The organism is Actinomycetota bacterium, from assembly GCA_023488435.1.
Taxonomy (GTDB): Bacteria; Actinomycetota; Coriobacteriia; order Anaerosomatales; family UBA912; genus UBA912.
In genome coordinates this window covers 1-20,770 of sequence record JAMDCK010000014.1, presented here as the reverse complement: position 1 = coordinate 20,770, position 20,770 = coordinate 1, and the positions used below count along the sequence as shown (strand labels likewise).

The window sequence follows — 20,770 nt, the reverse complement described above, 5'->3', positions numbered from 1 at the left end:
ACCATGGTCTTGCTGGTGGCGGTTTTCTTGATATCCATCATCCAGTGGGTTCTTCTTGCAAGGAGCCGACGCAGAATGGATCCCTGGTCGGAACCAGCGATAACAGATGAGTGATTCTGTTAAATTGTTGTCCATAAGCACCGAAATCCTATAGAATGCTTATGGCGGCTTAATCTTCAGCCGGGTTGAACCTTTTGCTCTGAGGCCGTCTGGATTGGTGGGGACTGAGACATGACGTTTTCCATAGCGCGCAGGGCAGCGTTTACGGCAGTGTTGACTGCTGTCTGTGCGATGGCACTTGCGGTTCCCGCTATGGCCACCTCGACCCCGACATGGGCTGGGTTTGGTAGCACCCCAGGATGGTATGACTGGTCCCAAGTAGCTACACTCCCCGGCAATGTAGGCCGGACATCACCCCACGGTGGTTATAACACCGCTACAGCCATGTGTAGAGTGTGCCATTCGGTACACGCAGCCAGCTCCGTCCTCGGTAGCGAACTCCTGCTGCCCTCGAGCGTGCGCGACGCATGTGCATACTGTCACTTGAACGGGGGCGTCGGCTACACACAGGTGTATGGGGGCAACCCAGCGAACTACTCGGGAAGAAACCTTCCCAACGCCCATAATTTCTGGGTCGCTGGCGGAGTGCGGCAGGGTGTGACTTGCACTATGTGCCATCAAGTCCATGGAGCTGCCAACCAGATGACGGCCAATGCATCTCTGACTCAAAGCATCCTACGGAACTTCGCCGAGTATGATCCGACAGCCGGAGCCCCTTTGGCGACCGATTCGCGGGAGATGGCCCTCACCAGATGGTGCGCGGGATGTCACTTCTCACTACCGCCCGGTAGCTCGTTCTTTGCGACGGCATACGACATGGGCACGCACATCATGGGCCCAGCCAGGGAGAATTACGCTAACCCGAACGCCAGCTTCACGGGACGGGTTGCATGGCGCGACTCGACTTACTGTATGTCCTGTCATGCCAGCGATTACGGCGTGCATGGTGCATGGCCACACATGACTACCGGATCCCGGTTCCTTGTCTCGGCAACATCCTCTGTGGGAACCACCATGCCTGCAAGTAACCCGATACAAGACGGGATCTGCTTGCGGTGCCATCGAGACGGTACCGGTGCTGGTGTCGGCCTGACTTACTAAGGGCCAGTAGGGCGGCTGCTGGGGAGTCAATCCCCGGAGGTGCCGCTATCGGTGAACTCCGATGGCTCGGATGTCTGGCGATGTCGCGGTGACGCAAGAGCGAACAAAGTGAACGCTATCAGCAGCCCTAATGCCACGATAGCCAATACCACGACAAGAGTCGCTTGCAGGTCGTCTGCTGGAAATGTAAGAGCATGCATGGCTCGTGACAATACTTCGTTCACAGGTCAGACCCTTCAGGCGATCCTACAGATTAGGCACGGCTTATGCTAGCACATGGTGCTGATGGGATAGATGCTCATCTCACCACCATAAGATGCCGATAACAGAGGGTACGAGGTGATGCTCGATGAAGGGCAAGAGAATCTGGGATTCGATACCAGTGCGGGTCGGCCTTGCGGTTTCCGCAGCCGTTATCCTTGTTGTAGTTGTTGCCAGCCTAGGGTCCGGATCCAATCCTGTAGTTTGGGTAAGCGAACTGGTGGGCCCCTCGCCTGAGACACGTGGCGAAGGGACCCTGCTGCCGGTCGCCGGTGACTCAGAGGGAAGACTCCCTGTGACCCCCACAGCGCCTCCAGCAGATGGAGCTGCGACTACTGAGGATCCGGACGACCCGGCTCGACCGACTACTCCTGCAACTCCGGGAGCCCCCGGTGCTGCTCCGCCGGCCGGTGCTCCTGCTGTCGATGGGCCCGTGATGACCGTCAGGATCATCCTATGGGACGATACTGATGCCAGAGCCCTGCGGGACACTGCGGTTTCGATTGGTTCTGCCTCTTGGACCCCCGAGCGTTCGTCAGAGGCAAGCCAGACGGGCCGTCTAACAAGGGTCCCAGTTGGTCAAGAGCTGATTCTCACTGTTGCTCCTGATGGCGCGAGCGGCCGGAGCCTTGAGGTTCCCGTTCTTTTGAACGCTAACATGAGAGGCAACTCTGAAGAGGATGCGATCCATGTGGCCATCTCGGATGCTCAGGTAAGAGTGGTTGGTACGCCCGTCGTCGATTTCGATGTATCACTCGACCGACGCTGAGAGACCATGATGCGGGATGGAGTCGCCAAATCAGGACCTGATCTCGGGTTTAAGATTGCGGCTTCTCTCCTGCTAATGATCGTTTTCATAGCCGCACTGCCTCCCATCGCCGCCGCATCTCTTCCCGGCGGCTACTATTCAGTTTGGAGGGGTCCGAACACGCATGGCGCCTTTTCGTGGCCCCTAGGTATGGCGGTCGATGCCAGTGGTGATCTTTTCGTCGCCGATGCGGAGAACCACCGGATACTGAAGCTCAGCCCCACCGGTTCGGTTCTTCAGGCGTGGGGTTCGAGGGGGAGTTCTCCTGGACAGTTCCAGCGACCCGAGGGCGTCGCGGTGGGACTTGATGGGCGAATCTATGTCACGGACACCGGGAACAATCGGATACAGGTGTTCAGCCCATCAGGGTCGCTCGTCGACACCTGGACCGCTGCAGGCACCCTCTCCGGCCCGACAGGGATCGCAGTCGATGCTGTCGGCACGGTGTTTGTTGCCGATACCCTCAACCATAGGATTTTGAGGTTCACCTCAGACGGACGCAACCACACCGTCATCGGTGGGCCGGGTCCTGGTTGGGCCCAGTTCAGCTCACCCTTAGGTGTCGCGGTGGACTCCACTCACCTATATGTCGCCGACAGCAACAACCGAAGAATTCAGAAGCTAACGCTCGCTGGGAGCTATGTCTTCCAGTGGGGGCCGGTGGACAGTACAGTGCAGGTCCCCTTCACCCACACCAGGTTCGGGACACCCTATGGCATCGCCGTCACTGGAGCGGATGAGCTGGTCGTGGCGGACATGTCTGGCATCCGCAACGATCGCGAGTCGTTGGATCCCGTGTTACATATCGAGAGGTCGTCGAAGACGGGAACCATCTCGGCACAGTGGGGCCTGGTGGGCGACGGGCCCGGACAGTTCAGGTTGGCCGCAGGGGTCACTCCCAGGTCCGGCGGCGGTGTCTACATCTCCGATACAGGAAACAACAGGATTCAGGTCCTGGATTCCTCCTGGGCCACACAGGAGGTTTGGGATCTTTCAGGATCCGGGCCGGGCCAGCTGAGGTCCCCTGTTGCCGTTGCCTCGGCACCTGACGGCACGATCTACGTCGCCGATGAGGGCAACGAGCGAATCCAAGTGTTCGGTGCGAACAGGGCGTTTTTGAGGTCCATCGGAGGATCGGGACTTACTACCCAGCCGGCAGATTTGGCGGTTGCCGCGAGCGGGGATGTGCTGGTTGCTATGTCCGGAGGGACTCCCCGAGTGGATCGCTTCTCGGCACAAGGCGTCTTGCTTGGATCAATCGGTTCCGGACAACTGACCTCTGCACAAGGGGTGGCGATCGCGCCATCCGGTGATATCTGGGTCGCCGATACCACATCGGCCCGGGTTCGTAGGTTCTCAGCGGCTGGAGACTTGCTTCAGACTTTGCAGCCGCCAGCCGGGACTCCTGGCGCCCTCATGGCGCCGGTAGACATCACGGTCGATGCTAGCGGGCGCCTCTGGGTGGTCGATCAGAGCGCTGCTAGGGTCTTGGTGTTCGATGGCTCTGGAGGGTTCCTGTTCTCCCTGGGCGGTTTTGGAGAGAAGCCTGGCCAATTCAAGGCTCCAACTGGGATCGCCATCGGCCTTTCCGGGCAGATATATGTGGGCGATACCGGGAACGCTCGAGTGCAGCGTTTCTCGTCGGCGGGTGTGTTTCAGGAAGTCATCGGCTCGCTCGGAGCAGGGGAAGGGCAGCTCAGGTCGCCTATGCGTCCAGCGGTGCTTCCCAATGGGAACCTGATCGTGCCGGAGAGGGACAACCATCGCCTGCAGATATTCGAGCACGATGAGGGGCCGCCCGTGACAACTGCCAGCGGCTTTCCTGTCGGCTGGACGAATCAGCCCGTGACCGTGACTCTTTCGGCGATCGATGCAAGCTCCGGGGTCGCTGCGACTTTCTATCGGATCGCCTCGGATCCAGTACAGCCTTATACGGGGCCCTTTGTAATCGACCGCGACATGGATGCGATCGTTCGCTGGTGGTCAGTCGACCGGATGGGTAATGTGGAGGCGGAGAACACCAGAAGGGTCAGGATGGACAGGACGCCACCTTCAGGAACCCTTGATATCAATGGAGGCGCTCGATTCACGACGACATCGACTGTGACGCTGAACTCGGCTGTGGTTGGCGGTCACATGATGCGAGTTGATGTGGGTTCTGGCTTCGGGCAGTGGGGACCTGTGTGGCCTGCGCTCGCGGTGACGTTGCCCGGAGAGGGGCATCGGATCGTGCGAACTCAGTATGATGATGTCGCCGGCAACAGGCTTTCGCTTGTCGCATCGATAGCCGTCGATTGGACTGAGCCATCCACGGTAGCATCCGGTTTGACTGATGCCTGGGTCAGGGGTCCCGTTGGATTGTCGCTTGTGGCGACTGACAATGTCATCGGAGTCGCATCCACGCATTTGAGGGTTGGCGGGGCTGGGCCGTTCTCGGAGCACCTTCCCGGGAGCGTGGTCACCATCACCGAAGAGGGCGCGACGACGCTGGAGTGGTATTCGATCGATCTAGCAGGCAACCGAGAGGCCACGAAGACTGCGACAGTCAGGATCGACAACGCGCCGCCTGCCGGGACCTTCGTGCTCGCTGGAGGGGCGACATACGTTGCAACGACTTCCGTGAAGGCCGTTGGAGTCGCGCCGGATTCAACAGAGATGCGCTACACCTCGGGCAGCATGGATACGGGATGGGTCGCATTCGAGCCAGGGGTGTCGCTGACCTTGGATGGTCCGGGCACACATGTGGTCACTGGGCGATTCCGCGATGGAGCAGGAAACGAGGCCGTTCATGAATCCTCGGTCACGGTTGACCTGGGAGCGCCAACGACCACGATCGCCGGCGGCTTCGACGGATTCCGGGCACGTCCGGCTACCCTTACGCTCAATGCTGTTGATGACCGCTCGGGGATCTCGGCGACGTTCTATCAGATCGGGCCAGCCGGACCGGTGCGCCAGTACACTGCACCGATCGTCGTGAGTACTCCTGGGGTCACGCATGTGAGCTTCTGGTCCGTGGACAACGTCGGAAACATCGAGGCGACCAGGACCACCACCGTCAGCATCGTGGAACGCGTGCGACATGAGGGCGTGAATCGCTATCAGACCGCAATCGAGGTGTCTCGGCGAACGTTCTCCGCTGCCGGAAGCGTGGTGTTGGCGAGTGGCGAGGACTTCCCAGACGCTCTTTCGGCGGCATCGCTAGCGGGTGCGCTCGAGGCACCGGTGCTGCTGACGATGAGAAACGCGCTCCCTGATGGATTGCTTGCCGAGGTCGAGCGCCTGCGTGCAACGAAGGTCTACATCATCGGGGGCACGGGAGCCATTGCTCCGGAGGTCGCGAGAAGTATCACAGGTGCTGACATCGCAGTGGAACGCATCGGCGGCCGGGATCGCTTCGACACGGCGGCGCGTGTCGCGGCGGCGACCATTGCCAAGCGCGGCACTGTCGCTGAGCCTGGGCTGGTCTTCGTGGCGCGCGGTGATGATTTCCCCGATGCGGTCTCTGCTGCTCCGGCGGCATTCGCCGGCAGGGTGCCCATCCTGCTCGCGAGGCAGACATCCGTCCCGACGGTGACGGCTGCGGCCATCCGCGATCTTCAGCTGACCGAGGCGATTGTACTCGGCGGGACCGGTGCGATCCAGGAGCAGACACTCCCGGGGCTCGGGATATCCGCACTGCGAGTAGCTGGCGGTGACCGTTACTCCACGTCGGCTGCGGTCTTCGACTTCGCAAGGAGCAGGTCGCTGGTGGGCAGCGTGACTGTCGGGCTCGTAACCGGGGAACGCTTCCCCGATGCGCTCGCGGGCGGAGCTGCGATCGGCCATCGGCGTGGAGCGGTGCTGCTCACCAGGCCGACTTCGCTGTCGGCGCCTGCCCGTGATCGCCTGCTTGCCTCGGCAGGTGTCGTTGAGCGCGTCACGGTCATCGGTGGGCAAGGGGCTGTGACCGACGGTGTCGTCAACGCTGCGATGCAAGCGCTTCAGTGAACCTCGGCGAAAATCACCTCACACACACGGGAGACTTCAGGCAAAATGGACTCCACGTGTCATATATCCGAGAGGGGCGTTGCTAAGATGGCTGAGATTGCGGATATCACGTTTGGGACTGATGGCTGGCGCGGGGTCATCGGCGATGATTTCACTTATGCGAGCCTGCGGCGGGCCGCTGATGCCGCTGGGCGTGTGTTCGCGCAGGACAACCCCGGGGGCCTGATCGTCGTTGGGTACGACACGCGATTCGAGGCCGGTGCTTTCGCTCGCGCGGCCGCCGAGGTGCTCGCCTCGCACGGCCTACAGGTGGCTGTGTCGGATCGGTATATCCCGACTCCGGCTCTCTGCTGGGCGATCGCCAACGACTCCGAGGCTTGCGGCGGCGTCATGCTGACCGCTAGCCACAATCCGGCTCCGTACCTGGGGCTGAAGGTTCGGATGGCCGATGGGGGCGCCTCGCCCGTGGCGTTCACGAAGCGCATAGAGTCAGAGCTTCGCGATGAGCCGCCTACCGCTAGAGGATCCTTCGGCATGGTCGATATTCTCACCAGGTACGTTCAGGCGCTTTGCAGGGTCGTTGATGGGGATGCAATCCGCGCGGCTGGCCTCAAGGTCGCGGTCGATTCGCTTTACGGAGCTGGGCAGGGCTATCTCGCGCAGGCGCTCGGGCTTTCAGGCGTCGAGGTCACAGAGATCCACAAGGAGCGCAATCCCGGCTTTGGTGGGCTCCACCCTGAGCCGATTCCGCCGCACATCAACGAGGTCCAGCGCCTCGTGCGCGCGCAGGGCTTCGACGCCGGCTTCGTGACCGATGGCGATGCCGATCGCATCGGCGCTGTCGACGAGCGCGGGGATTTCGTGAACCCGCATCGCATACTCTCGCTCATCGCCCGTCATCTTGCTGAGGGCAAGGGGTTGCAGGGGCGCATCGTCAAGACGCTCTCGACGTCGGTCCTGGTCGACAGGATCGGTGCTCATCTGGGGCTCGAGGTTACTACGACGCCCGTTGGTTTCAAGTGGATATACGAAGAGATGCTCTCGGGCGATGTGCTGATCGGTGGCGAGGAGTCCGGCGGCATCGGCATCCCTGGTCACGTGCGGGAGCGCGATGGGCTGCTGATGGCGCTCCTGCTCGCCGAGATGATGGCGCAGCGTGGCCGCACTTTGGGCGAGCTCGTCGAGGACCTGTTTGCAGTGACGGGACCGATGGAGTACTCCCGCCGCGATCTGAAGCTCACGGCCGAGCAGAAATCCGCGTTCGTCTCGGCGATGCCGAACATGAGTCCCACAGAGATCGCCGGGATTCCGGTCCTTCGCATCGATCGCACGGACGGCATCAAATTCCTGCTCGCCGATGACGCCTGGTTGCTCCTGCGCACGAGCGGAACCGAGCCCCTTGTTCGCGTGTACGCCGAGGCCTCGACGATGGGCGTCGTGGACGACCTGCTCGACGCGGGCGTGACGTTCGCAAGGGGCGGGTGAGCGCTGCCGATGCGCGTCACGATGCTGAACAAGTACTACCCGCCGCATCTGGGGGGCATCGAGTTCCACATGCGCGACCTTGCCGAGAAGCTGGCGAGCAGCGGCGCAGCCGAAGTCAGCGCCCTGGTGGCGAACGAGGGCCCCGGCGACATTCGCGAGACGATCGCAGGCGTCGAGGTCACGCGCCTCTCTCGGCTGGTTGAGTACGCGTCGACCCCGGTGGCGCCGGGGATGGCGCGCTCGCTGCGCGGATTGGCTGCTTCGGCGACCCCTCCCGACGTGCTGCACTTGCACTTCCCGTACCCGTGGGGCGAGGTGTCCTGGCTTTGGGCGCGCCCTCGCATTCCGACCGTGATGACGTACCACAGCGACATCGTCAGGCAGAAGGCGGCGCTGGCGGCCTACCGGCCGTTCCTAGAGCGCGTGCTCGATAGAGTGGACCTGATCATCGCGAGCTCGCCAAACATGGTGGGCCACTCGGAGTTCCTAGCACCGCGCAAGCGCAAGTGCAGGATCATCCCCTTCGGCATCCACACCGAACGCTATGCCGAGACACCCGAAATCCGTGCGCGAGCCGCCCAACTCCGAGAGCGGCATGGCGAGCGCAAGGTCGTGCTGTTCGTCGGCAGGCTGGTGTATTACAAGGGCATCGACGTCCTGATGCGGGCGATGCAGGGCATCGACGCCGACTTGGTGGTCATAGGTCGCGGGCCGCTCGAGACCGAGATGCGGGAGTTCACGCAGGCTCACGGGATGGCCGAGCGGGTCTACTTCGAGCCCCCGGTGGACGAAGCCGACCTCGCCGCTTGGTATCACGCCGCGGACGTCTTCTGTCTCCCCAGCGTGGCGCGCTCCGAGGCCTTCGGGCTCGTGCAGCTGGAGGCCCACGCCTCGGGACTCCCGGTCGTCTCAACCGATCTGACCACGGGAGTTCCGTTCGTCAACGAGCATGGCGTCTCCGGACTCGTGGTACCGCCGAGTGACGCGGAAGCGCTTGCTTCGGCGCTGAAGGAGCTGCTCGGCGATGACGAGCTTCGTGCGCGCGTGGGCAGACAGGCGAAGGAGCGGGCACTCGACAGGTTCACGATTGACCGCATGGCGGCTGATACCCTCGAGGTCTACCGCGAGGCGATTGCCGGAGGCACCGGATGAGACGAGGGCCCTTCATCGCCCTTTCGGTGGCCCTCGATGCGCTGCTGATCAACGTCGGCATCGTCGCGGCGTTCTTCCTGCGCTTCGGCGGCACGCTACCCACTTTCAACTTCGAGCCTTTCGTCGCACTCGCGCCGTTCATCACCCTTGTCTACCTCGGCTGCGGATACATCTACGGCCTCTATGAACCCGAACGCATAGAGAATCCCTGGACGGTGTTTCGAGCGGTCGTCACCGCCGTTACGCTGGGTACTGCGCTCACCAGCGCGTTGCTGTTCTTCGCAGGCCCCGAGTTCCTGGCCTTCTCGCGCTTCGTCCTTCTCATCAGCCTCGTGATCCTGACGCTGCTTCTCACGGGTTGGCGGATGGGGTTCTTCCGCATCACCTCGATCAGCTGGCCCGAGCAGCGGATCGTGCTGGTTGGCACCAACGGACTCGCCATTGAACTCGCCGAGGAACTAGCCGCCAGGACTCGCTGGGGTTACACGCTCGTCGGGCTGGTCGAGGCGGCCCATGAGGATGGCCGACCACTCGGGTGCTCCCCCCAAGCGCAGATCGAGGAGCCCTTCCCGGTTTTGGGGTGCCTCGATGCCATCGGTAGAATCGTCGAAGAGCATCGGGTCAACAGGGTGATCGTCGTTTCGCCCGTCGCCCTGCGTGACCTCATCGAACGCCTTACCCTCGCCGATGAGGTCGATGTCAGGGTCGACGTGGTTCCTGAGCTCTACGAGATATTCATCGGCAAGGTCGATAGCCTCGTGGGCGACATCCCGCTCATGGAAGTCACTCGCAGCATCCAGCCGCGGTGGACGATCGTCCTCAAGCGAGGCATCGACATCTTCGGCGCAACGGCTCTGCTGATTGCGCTCTCACCGCTCTTGCTGCTCACGAGTCTGGCCGTGCTGCTGACGATGGGCTGGCCAATTCTCTATTCGCAGGAGCGCATGGGCCGGGACATGCGTGTGTTCCGGCTGTACAAGTTCCGCACCATGATCAAGGAGGCCGAGAAGGAAACCGGCCCGGTGCTCGCTGGAGCCTGTGATACTCGCGTCACTCCGGTTGGCAGGGTCTTGCGCAAGTACCGCATCGACGAACTCCCGCAGCTCGCCAACATACTACTCGGGCATATGAGCTTCGTCGGACCACGGCCAGAGCGCCCATTCTTCGTCAAGAGTCATGTCGCCGAGATCCCGGGATACAGAGAGCGTTTTCGAATCGCACCGGGGGTCACTGGTTTGGCTCAGGTCAGCGGTGGATACGCCACAACCGCCGAGAGAAAACTCAAGTATGACCTCATTTACATGTATCATCATAATCTGTCCATGGACCTACAGATCGTCTTGGAGACTCTCCGGGTGGTCCTTACCGGCCGAGGAGCGAGATAGGAGCCACAACGTTGGTCGCAAAACGACGCAAGAGCAAGTCAGAAGAGGTGCAGGCTACCCCTGAGAGCAACCGAAGCCAGCGCCAAGGAGGCAATCAGGCTGCCGTGGCGATGACATCGGGATCCTCTCCGATTGGTACGATGACCACACCGGAGAAACTGGCATGGTGGGCCCTGCTGGGCCTTGTGTTCTTCGTTCCCATAGCGACCAGCAACTGGACGTGGCTTGGTTTTCAGGTTCCCTTCACATTCGACCAGTTCGACATCATCAAAGTCTTCGTGATGCGGGCATTCTTGGTGGTCGGGCTCGCAGCGTGGGCGTGGCACATTTTGTTCAACGGCGGGAAGATCAGGTTCACATGGGTGTTCTACCTTGTGGTCGCATTCGTCATCTGGACGCTATTGACCACGATTACGTCGATCCATCCCGAGACGGCGCTCTTCGGGAAGTATCGCCGCTTCGAGGGACTGATGTCGTTCATAACCTATGCTGGCGTCCTTTTCCTGGGGATACAACTGCTGGACAGGATGTCGCGTATCAAGAAGATGGCGCAGACCTTCTTCTGGTCCGCCGTCATCGTCAATGGCTATGGAATCATGCAGTCCCTTGGGGTGGACCCCAACCTTTGGGGAGCGCTCCCGTTCGAGGCCTACCGGGCTTTCTCAACCTTCGGCAATCCCAACTTCCTCGGCGGATTCACCATCTTCGCTCTCGGTGTATCTCTGGGACTTGTTCTGAGCGAACAGCGTCCGACATGGCGCGCTGTCTGGTGGGTTGGGTTCCTGATGTCGGTCTGGTGCTGGGTCGTGGCTTTCACGCGCGGCGCCTGGGTGGGCGGCGCGATCGCGATCGCGATCATCATCGCCTTCGCGCTCTGGCAAAGAGCCAAATTTAGCGGTACAGATGGGATCTTCGCTGGTGGGATAGGGTTACTGGTCGCAACGCTGACAGCCATCAGCCTGAACTCACCTCATCCAGTGATGAACGTTGGAGAGAGGCTCTCAACGATCTTCGTGTTCGATCAAGGTAGCGGAGGCACGCGATTGCAAATCTGGCAAGCGGCCATCGCCGCTATCCAGGAACGACCAATCTTCGGCTATGGGGCAGACACCTTCCGGTTGATCTTCCCCCGATTCAAGCCGTTCGAGTATACCGAGGCCGCAGGATACCTCTCGGTGGCCGATAATGCGCATAACTACCCGCTACAGTTGATGACGACACTAGGCATTCCCGGGTTCTTGTTGCTCTATGCGGTGTTCGTTGTTGTGGCCTTTCTGTCGGCGCGCCACCTTTTGCGATCCACCCACTCGGGGGGAGACAAGTTCCTCATGGCGGGGCTATGGGCGGCATGTTTCGGTTTCATCGTGAGTCTGAACTTCGGGCTTGCCATAACGGGTAAGGCGGTGTTCACGTGGGTCTTCATGGCGGCACTCATGGCCCCGCTGGCTCGTACTATCACCGTCAAACCGGTCTCTTGGGCTCCCGTCGGAGCCTTTTCAGCTGCCGCGTTGGCGGCAGTGATGTTCTACTTCAACTTCACACACGTTCTCGCGGATAACTACCACCTCAGGGCCTCTGTCATGACCCAAGGCGTGCAGCGGGTCGAAGCGGCTGAAGGTGCCGTCCGACTGAACCCTTTCAACGACATGTACCGCGCTGAGCTTGCCATGGCTCACATGGACCTGTTCTCGGGTCACCTCGCCGGCTTGCAGGCAGCCAGGGGAACGCCGGAGGAAGAAAGTCGTCGAGCGGCAGCCATACAGCAGTTTGAGGTGACAGAAAGGGTCCTCCTCGACGTAATTGAGTTCGTTCCCTGGGAGTTCGACAACTACGTGTTCCTCTCGAACTTGTACGTCGGAGCGGGACAGTTCCTCGATCGGGCGTATTATCAGAGGGCAGTTGACATCGCCAGACGAGGCATCTATGACATGGGCTTCGAGAACGGCCCTGCCCTCAGGTTGCAGCTTGCCAACGCATTGCTGGAGCTCGGTGATGCCGAAGGTGCGTACAGGGAGATCAGCCTGGCAGCTAGCCAGGATCGGAATTTCGCAGACGCCCACTTTGTTCTTGCGATTGCCGCCGAGAGGGTGGGCGATCTCGACAGGGCTCATCAAGCCCTGTCGCATGTCCTGCTGATTCGCCCGGACTATCCCGGCGCAGCCCAGTCGCTAGCAAACTTAGAGGCCCGGATGGCCGAGACACCCACGGTTCAGCCATGATGACCGCCTGACCAGAGAGATTGAGAAAGTGTCCCAGCACTCAGGAATACCGCCACTGACCATACAGCGACTACCGCTCTATCTCCGCTGTCTGATACGACTTCAGTCGCAGAGGGTGGACGTCGTCAGCTCCGAGCGAATCGCCGAGCTGGCGGGAACCAACGCAGCGCAGGTGCGTAAAGACTTCTCCTACCTAGGAGAGTTCGGCGTCCGTGGCCTTGGGTACGAGGTCGACTCACTCGTGGTCCATCTTTCTAGGTGGCTTGGCCTGCAGCGGACTCGGAACGTTGCGATAATCGGCTACGGTCGCCTCGGCGCTGCCCTTCAGGGTTACGGCGGGTTGCAGGATCGTGGGTTCCTCGTGAGGGCGGTCTTCGACATCGATGCCGACAAGGTTGGCATGTCGGTCCCCGGGGGAATCACGGTCGAGTCAATGAATCGCTTCGCCGAAGTCGCTAAAGAAAACGACATTGAGCTGGCCATCGTCACCGTCCCCGCAAGTGCCGCGCAAGGAATCGCCGAGAAGGTCGTGGCGGCAGGGGTCAAAGGCATACTGAACTTCGCACCGCAGCGCCTCGAGCTTCCTCACGATGTTGCTGTCCGTCAGGCTGATCTGGCAGCGGAGTTGCAGATACTCTCGTATCATCTACGCGAGGATTTCGGGTCATGAGCCAAGATAACGAGCGTCCTACCGATCAGCCGCAGGTTCCCCCATGGCTTGCGGCCACCGTGCTGGTGCTGCTCCTGGCAGTGGTCGGCGCTGCGGGCTTCATCATCAGGGGGCAGTTTGACGAAGGCGCATCTGCTCAGTCCACTCGTGAGATTGAGCGCAAAGAGGAAGTCGTAGAAAGAGACCCCGAGGATGTCGAAGGACTCCTAGCGCTAGGGGCCTCCTACCATCAGGCCGGACGCCTCAGAGAAGCGATCGAGAAGTTCGAAAGGGTCCTCGAGATCAGGCCCTTTGACACCGCCGCCCTCTACGGCAAGGGACTCGTATTCATCGACCAAGGAAATGACAGGGAAGCCGAGGAGACCCTGTGGGACGTCCTTGAGCGGGATCCCGGGCATGTCCTTGCAGCGGAGACCCTCGGCCAATTCTATGCGGAGCGCGGAGAGTATCGCTCCTTGATCTACACCGTCAGACCTGTGGTGGAAAAGAACGAGTCTTCCGCGGATCTCCAGTACCTGATGGGCTTGGGTTACGAGAACCTTGGAAGGGGAGACTGGGCTGCCGCTCGTTATAGGCTCGCCCTCAAGTATTTCCCCGGAATGCCGGAGGCCCGAGAGGGACTGGAGCGACTGGGAGTCGTCGAGTGACCGAAGTACAAGAAGCATCTTCACCCAGACAGATGTTTTCCATCGCGGCACTCGTACTTGCCATCGTCTTCGCGGGGCTTATGGCGTACATCGTCTTCGCGATGGGCAATGAGTCCGAAGAGTTGGTCCCCGAGGTCAAGGCCGGGGTCATCGCGCGGGTGGTCATCGAAGGGCCAGGTACAGGCGACAAGCCCTACTTCTCCAGACCGTTGGGCGCAGCCATTGACGACCAGGGCCGGATATATGTGGCGGATACTGGCAACGACCGAGTCTGCGTGTTCGATTCGGAAGGCAACTTCTTGTTCGAATTCGGTGGCCGAGGGGTCGCCAAGCCAGCCCCGGGAATCATGGCTACTTGGGAACCGGGGCGCATGAACTCACCTGCCGGCATAGACGTTGATGAGAACGGGGACATCTACGTCGCCGACTTTCGTAACGACCAGATCCAGGTCTTCGACTCGGAAGGGAATTTCCTTCGTCGCTTCCCCGACCCCCTCGAGAAGGTCGGGAGAGGAGCGTCGGGCTATGGTGGTACTGGCATTGCAGTCATCGGCATCGACGTGGTCGACGGACACGTGTATGCCACCGACTCATACCAGGTCGTTGTATTCACGACTGAGGGGGAGTTCGTGCGCCAGTTCGGGCGTCCCGGAACTGCTCCCGGCGAGATGGATCGCCCCAATGGGCTGGCGGTGGCGGCGGATGGCACCATCTACCTGGCCGACTCCAACAACAACAGGGTGTCCGCTTTAGCCCATGATGGAACCTCGCGCTGGGTGGCTGGCACTCCCGTATTCGACCTTGATGAGCAAATCGATAACGAGTTCGGCTTGCCTCGCGACACCGCTATATCAGCGGACAATACAATATTGGTTATCGACGCCTTCAGATTCGAGATCGTCGAGCTTGATCGCAGCGGAAATGTCTTGAACCGATTCGGCGAACGCGGAACCGAGCCAGGCGGGTTCAACTTCCCAAATGCGATCGACGTCCATGAAGATCGCGTACTGGTGACCGACAAAGGAAACAACCGAGTTCAGCTGGTAGAGATTGTCGGCCCATGAGCCGGATGAACTCGGACATGCAGGGCTTTGCTGCCTAAAGCCAACGAACTTGAGCAGCTGGTGTGAATCTTGTTTGTAAAGGTTGCTTCAGGTAACATTGGATCGGAGATTCGGGCCGTTTGTCTGAGCACGACTTATCGATGGGTGGTACTCTCTTTTGAGGCTGGGATTGGCGAAATACACAATCTTGTGCTCACTGCTGATGGCGGTGTTCGTCGCTCCCGCATTCGGATTCGATGAGACCGTACCGCCGACTGGTAGGACATGCTCGGAGTGCCATGGCCTCGATGTCGGAGAGACGACATTGACGGTTCAGTCAGTAAGGCCGAGGCAAGGACCTCACGGTGGCTACACCACTGGCACACAGAAGTGCCAGACGTGTCACACGATACACAACGCCCCTCTCGGAAGTACCATCCTGCTTCCGGCACATTCGATCAGGGACACTTGTCTTACCTGCCACGATGGGACGGGCGGTAAGGGAGTGTACGGCACACTGGCGGCTAGAGGGATCGAGGCCACTTCGGGACATAGGATCGAGTGGACCAATCTCGTACCTGGCGGAGATCCGGCTGGCGGTGCCCAGGCTAAAACATTCTTGGGCGTGGGCGGACTCCTGACGTGCAGTGATTGCCATAGTCCACACGGAGCCGATACCGTACGGCCATTCACGGGCGATCGCATCAGAGCGTCAGCCCCACAAGCATTTCCAACTACCGATCCTGCCGCCGTGGTCAAAACTGACCGCTTGCTGAAGCGTCGGCCTACTACGGCGACCAGGTCCGTGGATGTGTACGGCTCGGATTGGTGTGCGTCGTGTCATCAAGGTCGGCTACTGGCCTCACATCCCGCAACCAACCATCCGGTCACTTCGAATCCGACCAACACAGCTGGGGTCCACTACGACAGGATTCGGCGGGTCGCAGGAGCCAATACCACTTCCACCGTGTGGGGGACCCTTGGCGCATCCAACCGCGGTTTCGTGATGCCGACCTCGACGGTCCCTCCTCGGCAGGCTCCGATCTGTCAGCAGTGTCACGAGGACCCTCGATCGGTAGGGAATGATCCGGCGCGTCGTCAGCAGATATCTACTCTTGCTGGCTTTAACGAGGAGTTCCGCATCACCGCTGCAGATGGAGCGGTTGCAACAGACAACCCACGCTTCCAAGTGTTCCCGCACGAGTCTGCGGTGCCCCGTCTTCTGGTGGAGGACTTCGATAGCCTCTGCTTGAACTGCCACAGCCCGTGATCTTCCAGGCTGGAGCCTCGCCTACGATGGTAATGACCCGATAGCAGAAAGGCATCTCGCCGATGCAAACTTCCACTCCGCGCAGCGTCAGCGTACCCTCGTTATTGTTGGCATGCATGGCCGTGATCGTCCCGCTTGCTCTATTGGGATGCTCCACAGCTGAGCCGGAGCCGACGCCTCCGCCCACGGGCGAAGTGCCTGTTGAGGGAGACCAGGCCGTAAGGTTCCCTGAGCCTGAGTACACGGACCTCTCGACACCCGAGGAAGCCGTTCGAACTTACCTAGCTTGGATCTCGCACGCATATCGCATCAAGGATGCCCAGGTGGCGTGGGATTACATGACATCCTGGGAGTTCGTGCGAGTCGAGGCCTATCTTCAAAAGAACCTCTCCGAAAGCAGAGGCATAGACCAGAGACTCCAGCACTTCGAGGTCACCCAGGTGACGGGTAGTGAGACGACTAAGACTGTCGACACCTATGAAGACTGGAGCTACTGGTACTTCGGGCCTGATGGACTTCCCATCAGCGATGAGTTGACCGCCACCTTTACAAATCGATACACGGTAGTTCGCGATACCGGGCGCAATGTCTGGCTCGTGGATGAGGTCTATGCTGTGCCTAAGGGAGAGGTTGAGTAGCGCAGTGGCGAAGCTCGCCGAGCGGTTGCGCAAGATGTCTAGGATCCTGAGTGCGCCTCGGTTTGCAGTCTGGCTGATGGTTGTGCTTGGCATCTACTTGGTCGTTGGTTCGATTTTCCCGCAAAGAAGTCTGGATCGAGCAGGATATGCGGTGTGGGCGGCAGATAACCCCACATTGAGTGCGGTCACCGAAGCGCTAGGTCTTGATGCCCCTTTCATTCATCCAGTCTTCTTTGCGATTGTGGCACTGTTGACCATCTCCACCATCCTGTGTTCGATCCAGCGCACCGAGCGAGCCCTGAGGATATATCGTGCGGTCGGAGTTCCCAGCCAAAAAAGAATAGCTGCTGTCCGCAAGAATCCGCGACTTCGGATCGAGCTTGAAGTCGGCCGCGAACAGGAGCTCTATGACCGGGCCATAGCCTCCCTTCGTCACTTGAAGTTGAGGGTCGCGGGTGAACCCGGTGCAAGCCATGGGTACTCTGGGGCATGGGGACTTTTTGGATCACCAGTGTTCCACTGGACTCTGGTTGGGCTGTTCCTGGTCATCTCGGGCGGTATGCTCACCAGGTCCGAAGGTCTGCTTGGCATTGTGGAGAACACACAGCGGCTGGATGTAGAGGAGTCCTACGGTCTCCTTCAGCGGGGCCCTTTGCATGGCGAGATGAGCGGCATGATCATCGGTATCGCGGGCACGATGCCGGACTCGTTCGTTTACAACGGCATCGAACGAGGACCCGTGCCCGAGGTCTACCTCAAAGATGGGGATCGAGAATTGGCCCGCGGCAAGGTCTTCCCCAACCACCCCCTTCGGTACTCATCCTATTTGATACATTTAACCTCCACTGGACTGGGCATTGTCACGACCACCGTTGCCGAAGATGACGGCGAGGAACGCTCCACTCAGGTTTTCATCGATAGGGACCCAGTGAACCCGGCGGTGTGGGGGACTGCCTCCGAGATTTTCCTCGATGAGCAGGGCACAGAGGTTTCGAGAGCGACTTTCTCCACGGCACCGGGAACACGGAAGGTCAGAGTAGATGTCACTCGGGCAGACGGCACATCTGAAGGGATGGTCCTAGGCATTGGCGAGACCATCAAGGTCAAAGATGGCTATTCTTTGCGGATAGACTACCTTGGAGCATATGCTCGACTCTCGGTTGTGGATGACTGGTCGTTGCCGTTCATCTACTTCTTTTTCGCACTCGCCACTGTAGCCGTGGGCATCTCTGTTCTGGTTCCATACAGGGGAGTTTGGGTCGTGCTGGATTCATCGGGAGACAAGCCGAGTATCTGCGTGACCGTCAGCCACAGCCGAGGCGACTCTTTGTTTGTTGATAGCGTGAAGGCCTCGATCGAGCAGGCCGTTCGGGAGGGAAGATCATGACACCTGAGCTGGAAGTAATCCTCATGTGGGCAGGCGTGACGTTTTACGCTCTGTCGTCGGTGTTGTTCGTATCGGCGCTTTTCTTTCGCAAAGCGGGGCTATGGGCTTTCGGATTGTGGGCAGCAGCGATAGGGTTGATACCGCACGGGGCCGCCATAATCGGACGCTGGATCAGAATCGATAGGGGTCCATATCTAGGTTTCTACGAGGTGGTATCTAGTTACGCCTTCGTTGCAGTCGCGCTCTTGGTAGTCATTGCTTTTCGCAGAAGGGATATGACCGGGATTGGTGTCGGCCTGATGCCACTCAGCTTCCTGATGCTGGGGGCAGCGATGTTCACATCGAGGTATGAGCTTGCGATGACAGGCATGCTAGCGAGCTGGTGGCTCAGCATCCATGTAATCTTTGCAAAGATCGGCTACGGCGCCTTCCTGATCTCGTTCGCTTTGTCGTTGGTGTTCCTATTTCGCGACAAATCGGGCGGGTTCTTAGCCGAGGCACTGGAGAAGATGCCCCCGCAGGGCTATATTGACGATCTTCAATTCAAGTTTGTCGGCCTAGGCTTTATCTTTTACGGGATTATGATCGTTTCGGGTGCCATCTGGGCCAATGAGGCCTGGGGAAGATACTGGGGCTGGGATCCTATCGAGACATGGTCCTTGATCGCCTGGATTGTTTACGCTCTATTCCTTCACGCTCGCCTCACTCTAGGCTGGCGCGGGCGTAAGCTGGCCTGGTTCTCAGTTATTGCCCTGCCGATAGTGTCTTTTTCCCTCATGGGCGTTCCGCTCGTGTACGATTCGATCCACGGCGCCTATCTGCTAGGTTTTTGATCGTCACTTGGTCTTAAGGTGGGGCAAGATTTCGAGCAACGTACTTCGTTAAGTTTCGTTCAATCGAAGCCCTTTGCGTGATACTATGTCGTTGGTCCTAGCAAGTATTGGGCGCAGCAAGGTACGGGCCTTTGGACCTATTCGAGCCAGGAGGACCCTTGAGTGACCCGGAAGTCGTCGTAGCAGACGATGGTGTTCAGCAATACTCTGACCCAGAGGGCGGGACTAGAGATTCCAAGCGCAAGTACTGGCTGATTCTACTACCGCTCTTACTTCTGTTGTTTGCGACCACTGTTGCGGTCGATCATTGGGTTACCCGGGGGCCGGATCAAGCGGTGTTCATCGCACGGAATCTCGAGTGCCTTCAGTGTCACACGGAGCTCATTCCTGACATGGGTCTCGAGTCTGTCCACAGCCCCTTCATGCACAAGGAATGCACCGTGTGTCATACGGTGCATGGGACTGAGATAGAGCGGTCGATCACTTCGGGCACTTCTGACACGTTTGAGCGTGTCCGCTCAGTGGTCGAGTGGCTGCCCTTGAACATCGTCGTTTCCCTGTTCGATGACGCATCGAGCGTCACGAAAGAACCTAGCGCTGATGGCCCAGTAGGGGAAACAGTTACAAAACAGGTGGTCGAGGCGGATTCTCGCTTGGTCGCTCCTGTTGAAGAGCTGTGTTGGGTATGCCATGGTGACCTTGGCCCCAAGCTAGCATATCCATACGGGCACGATCCCTTTAGTCGTGGACAGTGCATGACTTGTCATGAGCCACATGCATCCCCGTACTCATATCTGCTACTGCAACATGAGCGTGACTTGTGTATCACATGCCATTCAGTCGGCCCTGAAATGGCTCGCGACCAAACACACCCCCCCTACGCAAGAAGAATGTGTCTAGATTGCCACGACCCACATGCGTCTCAGTGGTCTGGCGTATTGGTATCGCGCCAGACCGAGCTATGCTTCAGATGCCATCCATCGGTGGCGCCTCTAAGTAAGATGCCAGTTCAGCATCAGCCCTTTGAGTACGACAACTGCATGGGGTGCCACGAGCCGCACGGATCCGATTACAGGCCGTTGTTGCTGAAAGCAGAGCCGGATTTGTGCTACGACTGCCACCCTTATATCGAGGATGAATTCCAACTCGCGAGCATTCATCCGGTGGGAACTTACGAGCTTAACTGTGCTGACTGCCATGACGCCCATGCGGCGAACTACTCGGGCCTTTTGATAGCAGGAGACAACGAGCTATGTTATGTATGCCACTCCGCCGCCATAGAACCGCAGTACGAAGCATCAGCGCACAGTGATATACTGTGCGTGGAGTGTCACACTCCTCATGGGTCTAGGTACGCACCAATTTTGGTGGCCCGAAATCCGGACCTGTGCCTAGAGTGTCACAATCCGCGTTACTATGATGAATCCTCACGGACGGTCAGACGCAACAACCATCCAGTGAGGCCCGAACACTTCGACGTGAATAACAGATCGCCGTTGACATGTACATCCAGCTGTCATGACCCGCACGGTACGGATTACACATACATGATGCGGTACATGGACGGAGCCTACGACGGAAACTGTTTGATATGTCACGCGGTCACCGAGGGCCAGAGGGTCGGAATTGATTTCTGACGACGAGGCAATTGAAAAGGAGCAGTGCCTGAGATGCCAGAAAAGGAAAAGACCGAGAGAAAACTTTCACTTGGAAAGCTGGTTGGTGGGTTCAAGAATCCCAAGACCCGCCCGCGCTTCATAATCTGGACAGGATCGGTAGTCTTCTTCCTGGCCGGCTTCGTCCTTTTCGCAATGATGGTCACCT

At 59.4% G+C, this 20,770-nt stretch carries 13 protein-coding genes; all 13 read left to right on the top strand.

Translation table 11 applies throughout. The features are described 5' to 3' along the window. The first annotated feature begins 1,510 nt into the window (after positions 1–1,510). The 13 genes from M1617_01605 to ccsA all read left to right on the top strand — a co-directional run bounded on the left by M1617_01605 (position 1,511) and on the right by ccsA (position 18,946). Entirely contained in the window at positions 1,511–2,191 is a 681-nt protein-coding gene (locus M1617_01605; protein ID MCL5886988.1) for a hypothetical protein, read from the top strand. A 6-nt stretch (positions 2,192–2,197) separates the two neighbouring features. Then, complete coding sequence (locus M1617_01600) at positions 2,198–6,217, top strand: cell wall-binding repeat-containing protein (GenBank protein ID MCL5886987.1); 4,020 nt, start codon at positions 2,198–2,200, stop codon at positions 6,215–6,217. Positions 6,218–6,304: 87 nt separating this feature from the next. Continuing rightward, positions 6,305–7,702: a phosphoglucosamine mutase gene (locus tag M1617_01595; GenBank protein MCL5886986.1), complete on the top strand. Its 1,398-nt coding sequence runs from the start codon at positions 6,305–6,307 to the stop codon at positions 7,700–7,702. Between the two features lie 9 nt (positions 7,703–7,711). Beyond that, positions 7,712–8,854: a glycosyltransferase gene (locus tag M1617_01590; protein MCL5886985.1), complete on the top strand. Its 1,143-nt coding sequence runs from the start codon at positions 7,712–7,714 to the stop codon at positions 8,852–8,854. Next, the gene (locus tag M1617_01585) at positions 8,851–10,239 is read left to right on the top strand and encodes a sugar transferase (GenBank protein MCL5886984.1); all 1,389 of its coding nucleotides are present in this window, start codon (positions 8,851–8,853) and stop codon (positions 10,237–10,239) included. Before M1617_01590 ends, M1617_01585 begins: the two co-directional genes overlap by 4 nt. An 11-nt stretch (positions 10,240–10,250) precedes the next feature. Then, positions 10,251–12,458, top strand: coding sequence for an O-antigen ligase family protein (locus M1617_01580; GenBank protein MCL5886983.1), 2,208 nt, complete (start codon positions 10,251–10,253; stop codon positions 12,456–12,458). Positions 12,459–12,486: 28 nt separating this feature from the next. After that, the gene (locus M1617_01575; protein ID MCL5886982.1) at positions 12,487–13,128 is read left to right on the top strand and encodes a redox-sensing transcriptional repressor Rex; all 642 of its coding nucleotides are present in this window, start codon (positions 12,487–12,489) and stop codon (positions 13,126–13,128) included. Next, positions 13,125–13,775: a tetratricopeptide repeat protein gene (locus M1617_01570; protein ID MCL5886981.1), complete on the top strand. Its 651-nt coding sequence runs from the start codon at positions 13,125–13,127 to the stop codon at positions 13,773–13,775. Before M1617_01575 ends, M1617_01570 begins: the two co-directional genes overlap by 4 nt. Then, positions 13,772–14,839 (top strand): 6-bladed beta-propeller, encoded by a 1,068-nt coding sequence (locus tag M1617_01565; protein ID MCL5886980.1) that lies wholly within the window; start codon positions 13,772–13,774, stop codon positions 14,837–14,839. The genes M1617_01570 and M1617_01565 overlap by 4 nt, the downstream gene beginning before the upstream one ends. 169 nt (positions 14,840–15,008) lie before the next feature. Then, positions 15,009–16,088 (top strand): hypothetical protein, encoded by a 1,080-nt coding sequence (locus M1617_01560; GenBank protein MCL5886979.1) that lies wholly within the window; start codon positions 15,009–15,011, stop codon positions 16,086–16,088. Between the two features lie 62 nt (positions 16,089–16,150). Continuing rightward, positions 16,151–16,726, top strand: a complete 576-nt coding sequence (locus M1617_01555; protein MCL5886978.1) for a hypothetical protein — start codon at positions 16,151–16,153, stop codon at positions 16,724–16,726. Continuing rightward, positions 16,719–18,113 (top strand): cytochrome c biogenesis protein ResB, encoded by a 1,395-nt coding sequence (locus M1617_01550; GenBank protein ID MCL5886977.1) that lies wholly within the window; start codon positions 16,719–16,721, stop codon positions 18,111–18,113. The genes M1617_01555 and M1617_01550 overlap by 8 nt, the downstream gene beginning before the upstream one ends. Next, complete coding sequence (gene ccsA, locus M1617_01545) at positions 18,110–18,946, top strand: cytochrome c biogenesis protein CcsA (GenBank protein ID MCL5886976.1); 837 nt, start codon at positions 18,110–18,112, stop codon at positions 18,944–18,946. Before M1617_01550 ends, ccsA begins: the two co-directional genes overlap by 4 nt. Positions 18,947–20,770: the final 1,824 nt, after the last annotated feature.

Excerpts from the sequence above, each read along its gene's own strand:
- M1617_01605 (MCL5886988.1), top strand. The coding sequence starts at position 1,511 with ATGAAGGGCAAGAGAATCTGGGATTCGATACCAGTGCGGGTCGGCCTT.
- M1617_01600 (MCL5886987.1), top strand. The coding sequence starts at position 2,198 with ATGATGCGGGATGGAGTCGCCAAATCAGGACCTGATCTCGGGTTTAAG.
- M1617_01595 (MCL5886986.1), top strand. The coding sequence starts at position 6,305 with ATGGCTGAGATTGCGGATATCACGTTTGGGACTGATGGCTGGCGCGGG.
- M1617_01590 (MCL5886985.1), top strand. The coding sequence starts at position 7,712 with ATGCGCGTCACGATGCTGAACAAGTACTACCCGCCGCATCTGGGGGGC.
- M1617_01585 (MCL5886984.1), top strand. The coding sequence starts at position 8,851 with ATGAGACGAGGGCCCTTCATCGCCCTTTCGGTGGCCCTCGATGCGCTG.
- M1617_01570 (MCL5886981.1), top strand. The coding sequence starts at position 13,125 with ATGAGCCAAGATAACGAGCGTCCTACCGATCAGCCGCAGGTTCCCCCA.
- M1617_01555 (MCL5886978.1), top strand. The coding sequence starts at position 16,151 with ATGCAAACTTCCACTCCGCGCAGCGTCAGCGTACCCTCGTTATTGTTG.
- ccsA (MCL5886976.1), top strand. The coding sequence starts at position 18,110 with ATGACACCTGAGCTGGAAGTAATCCTCATGTGGGCAGGCGTGACGTTT.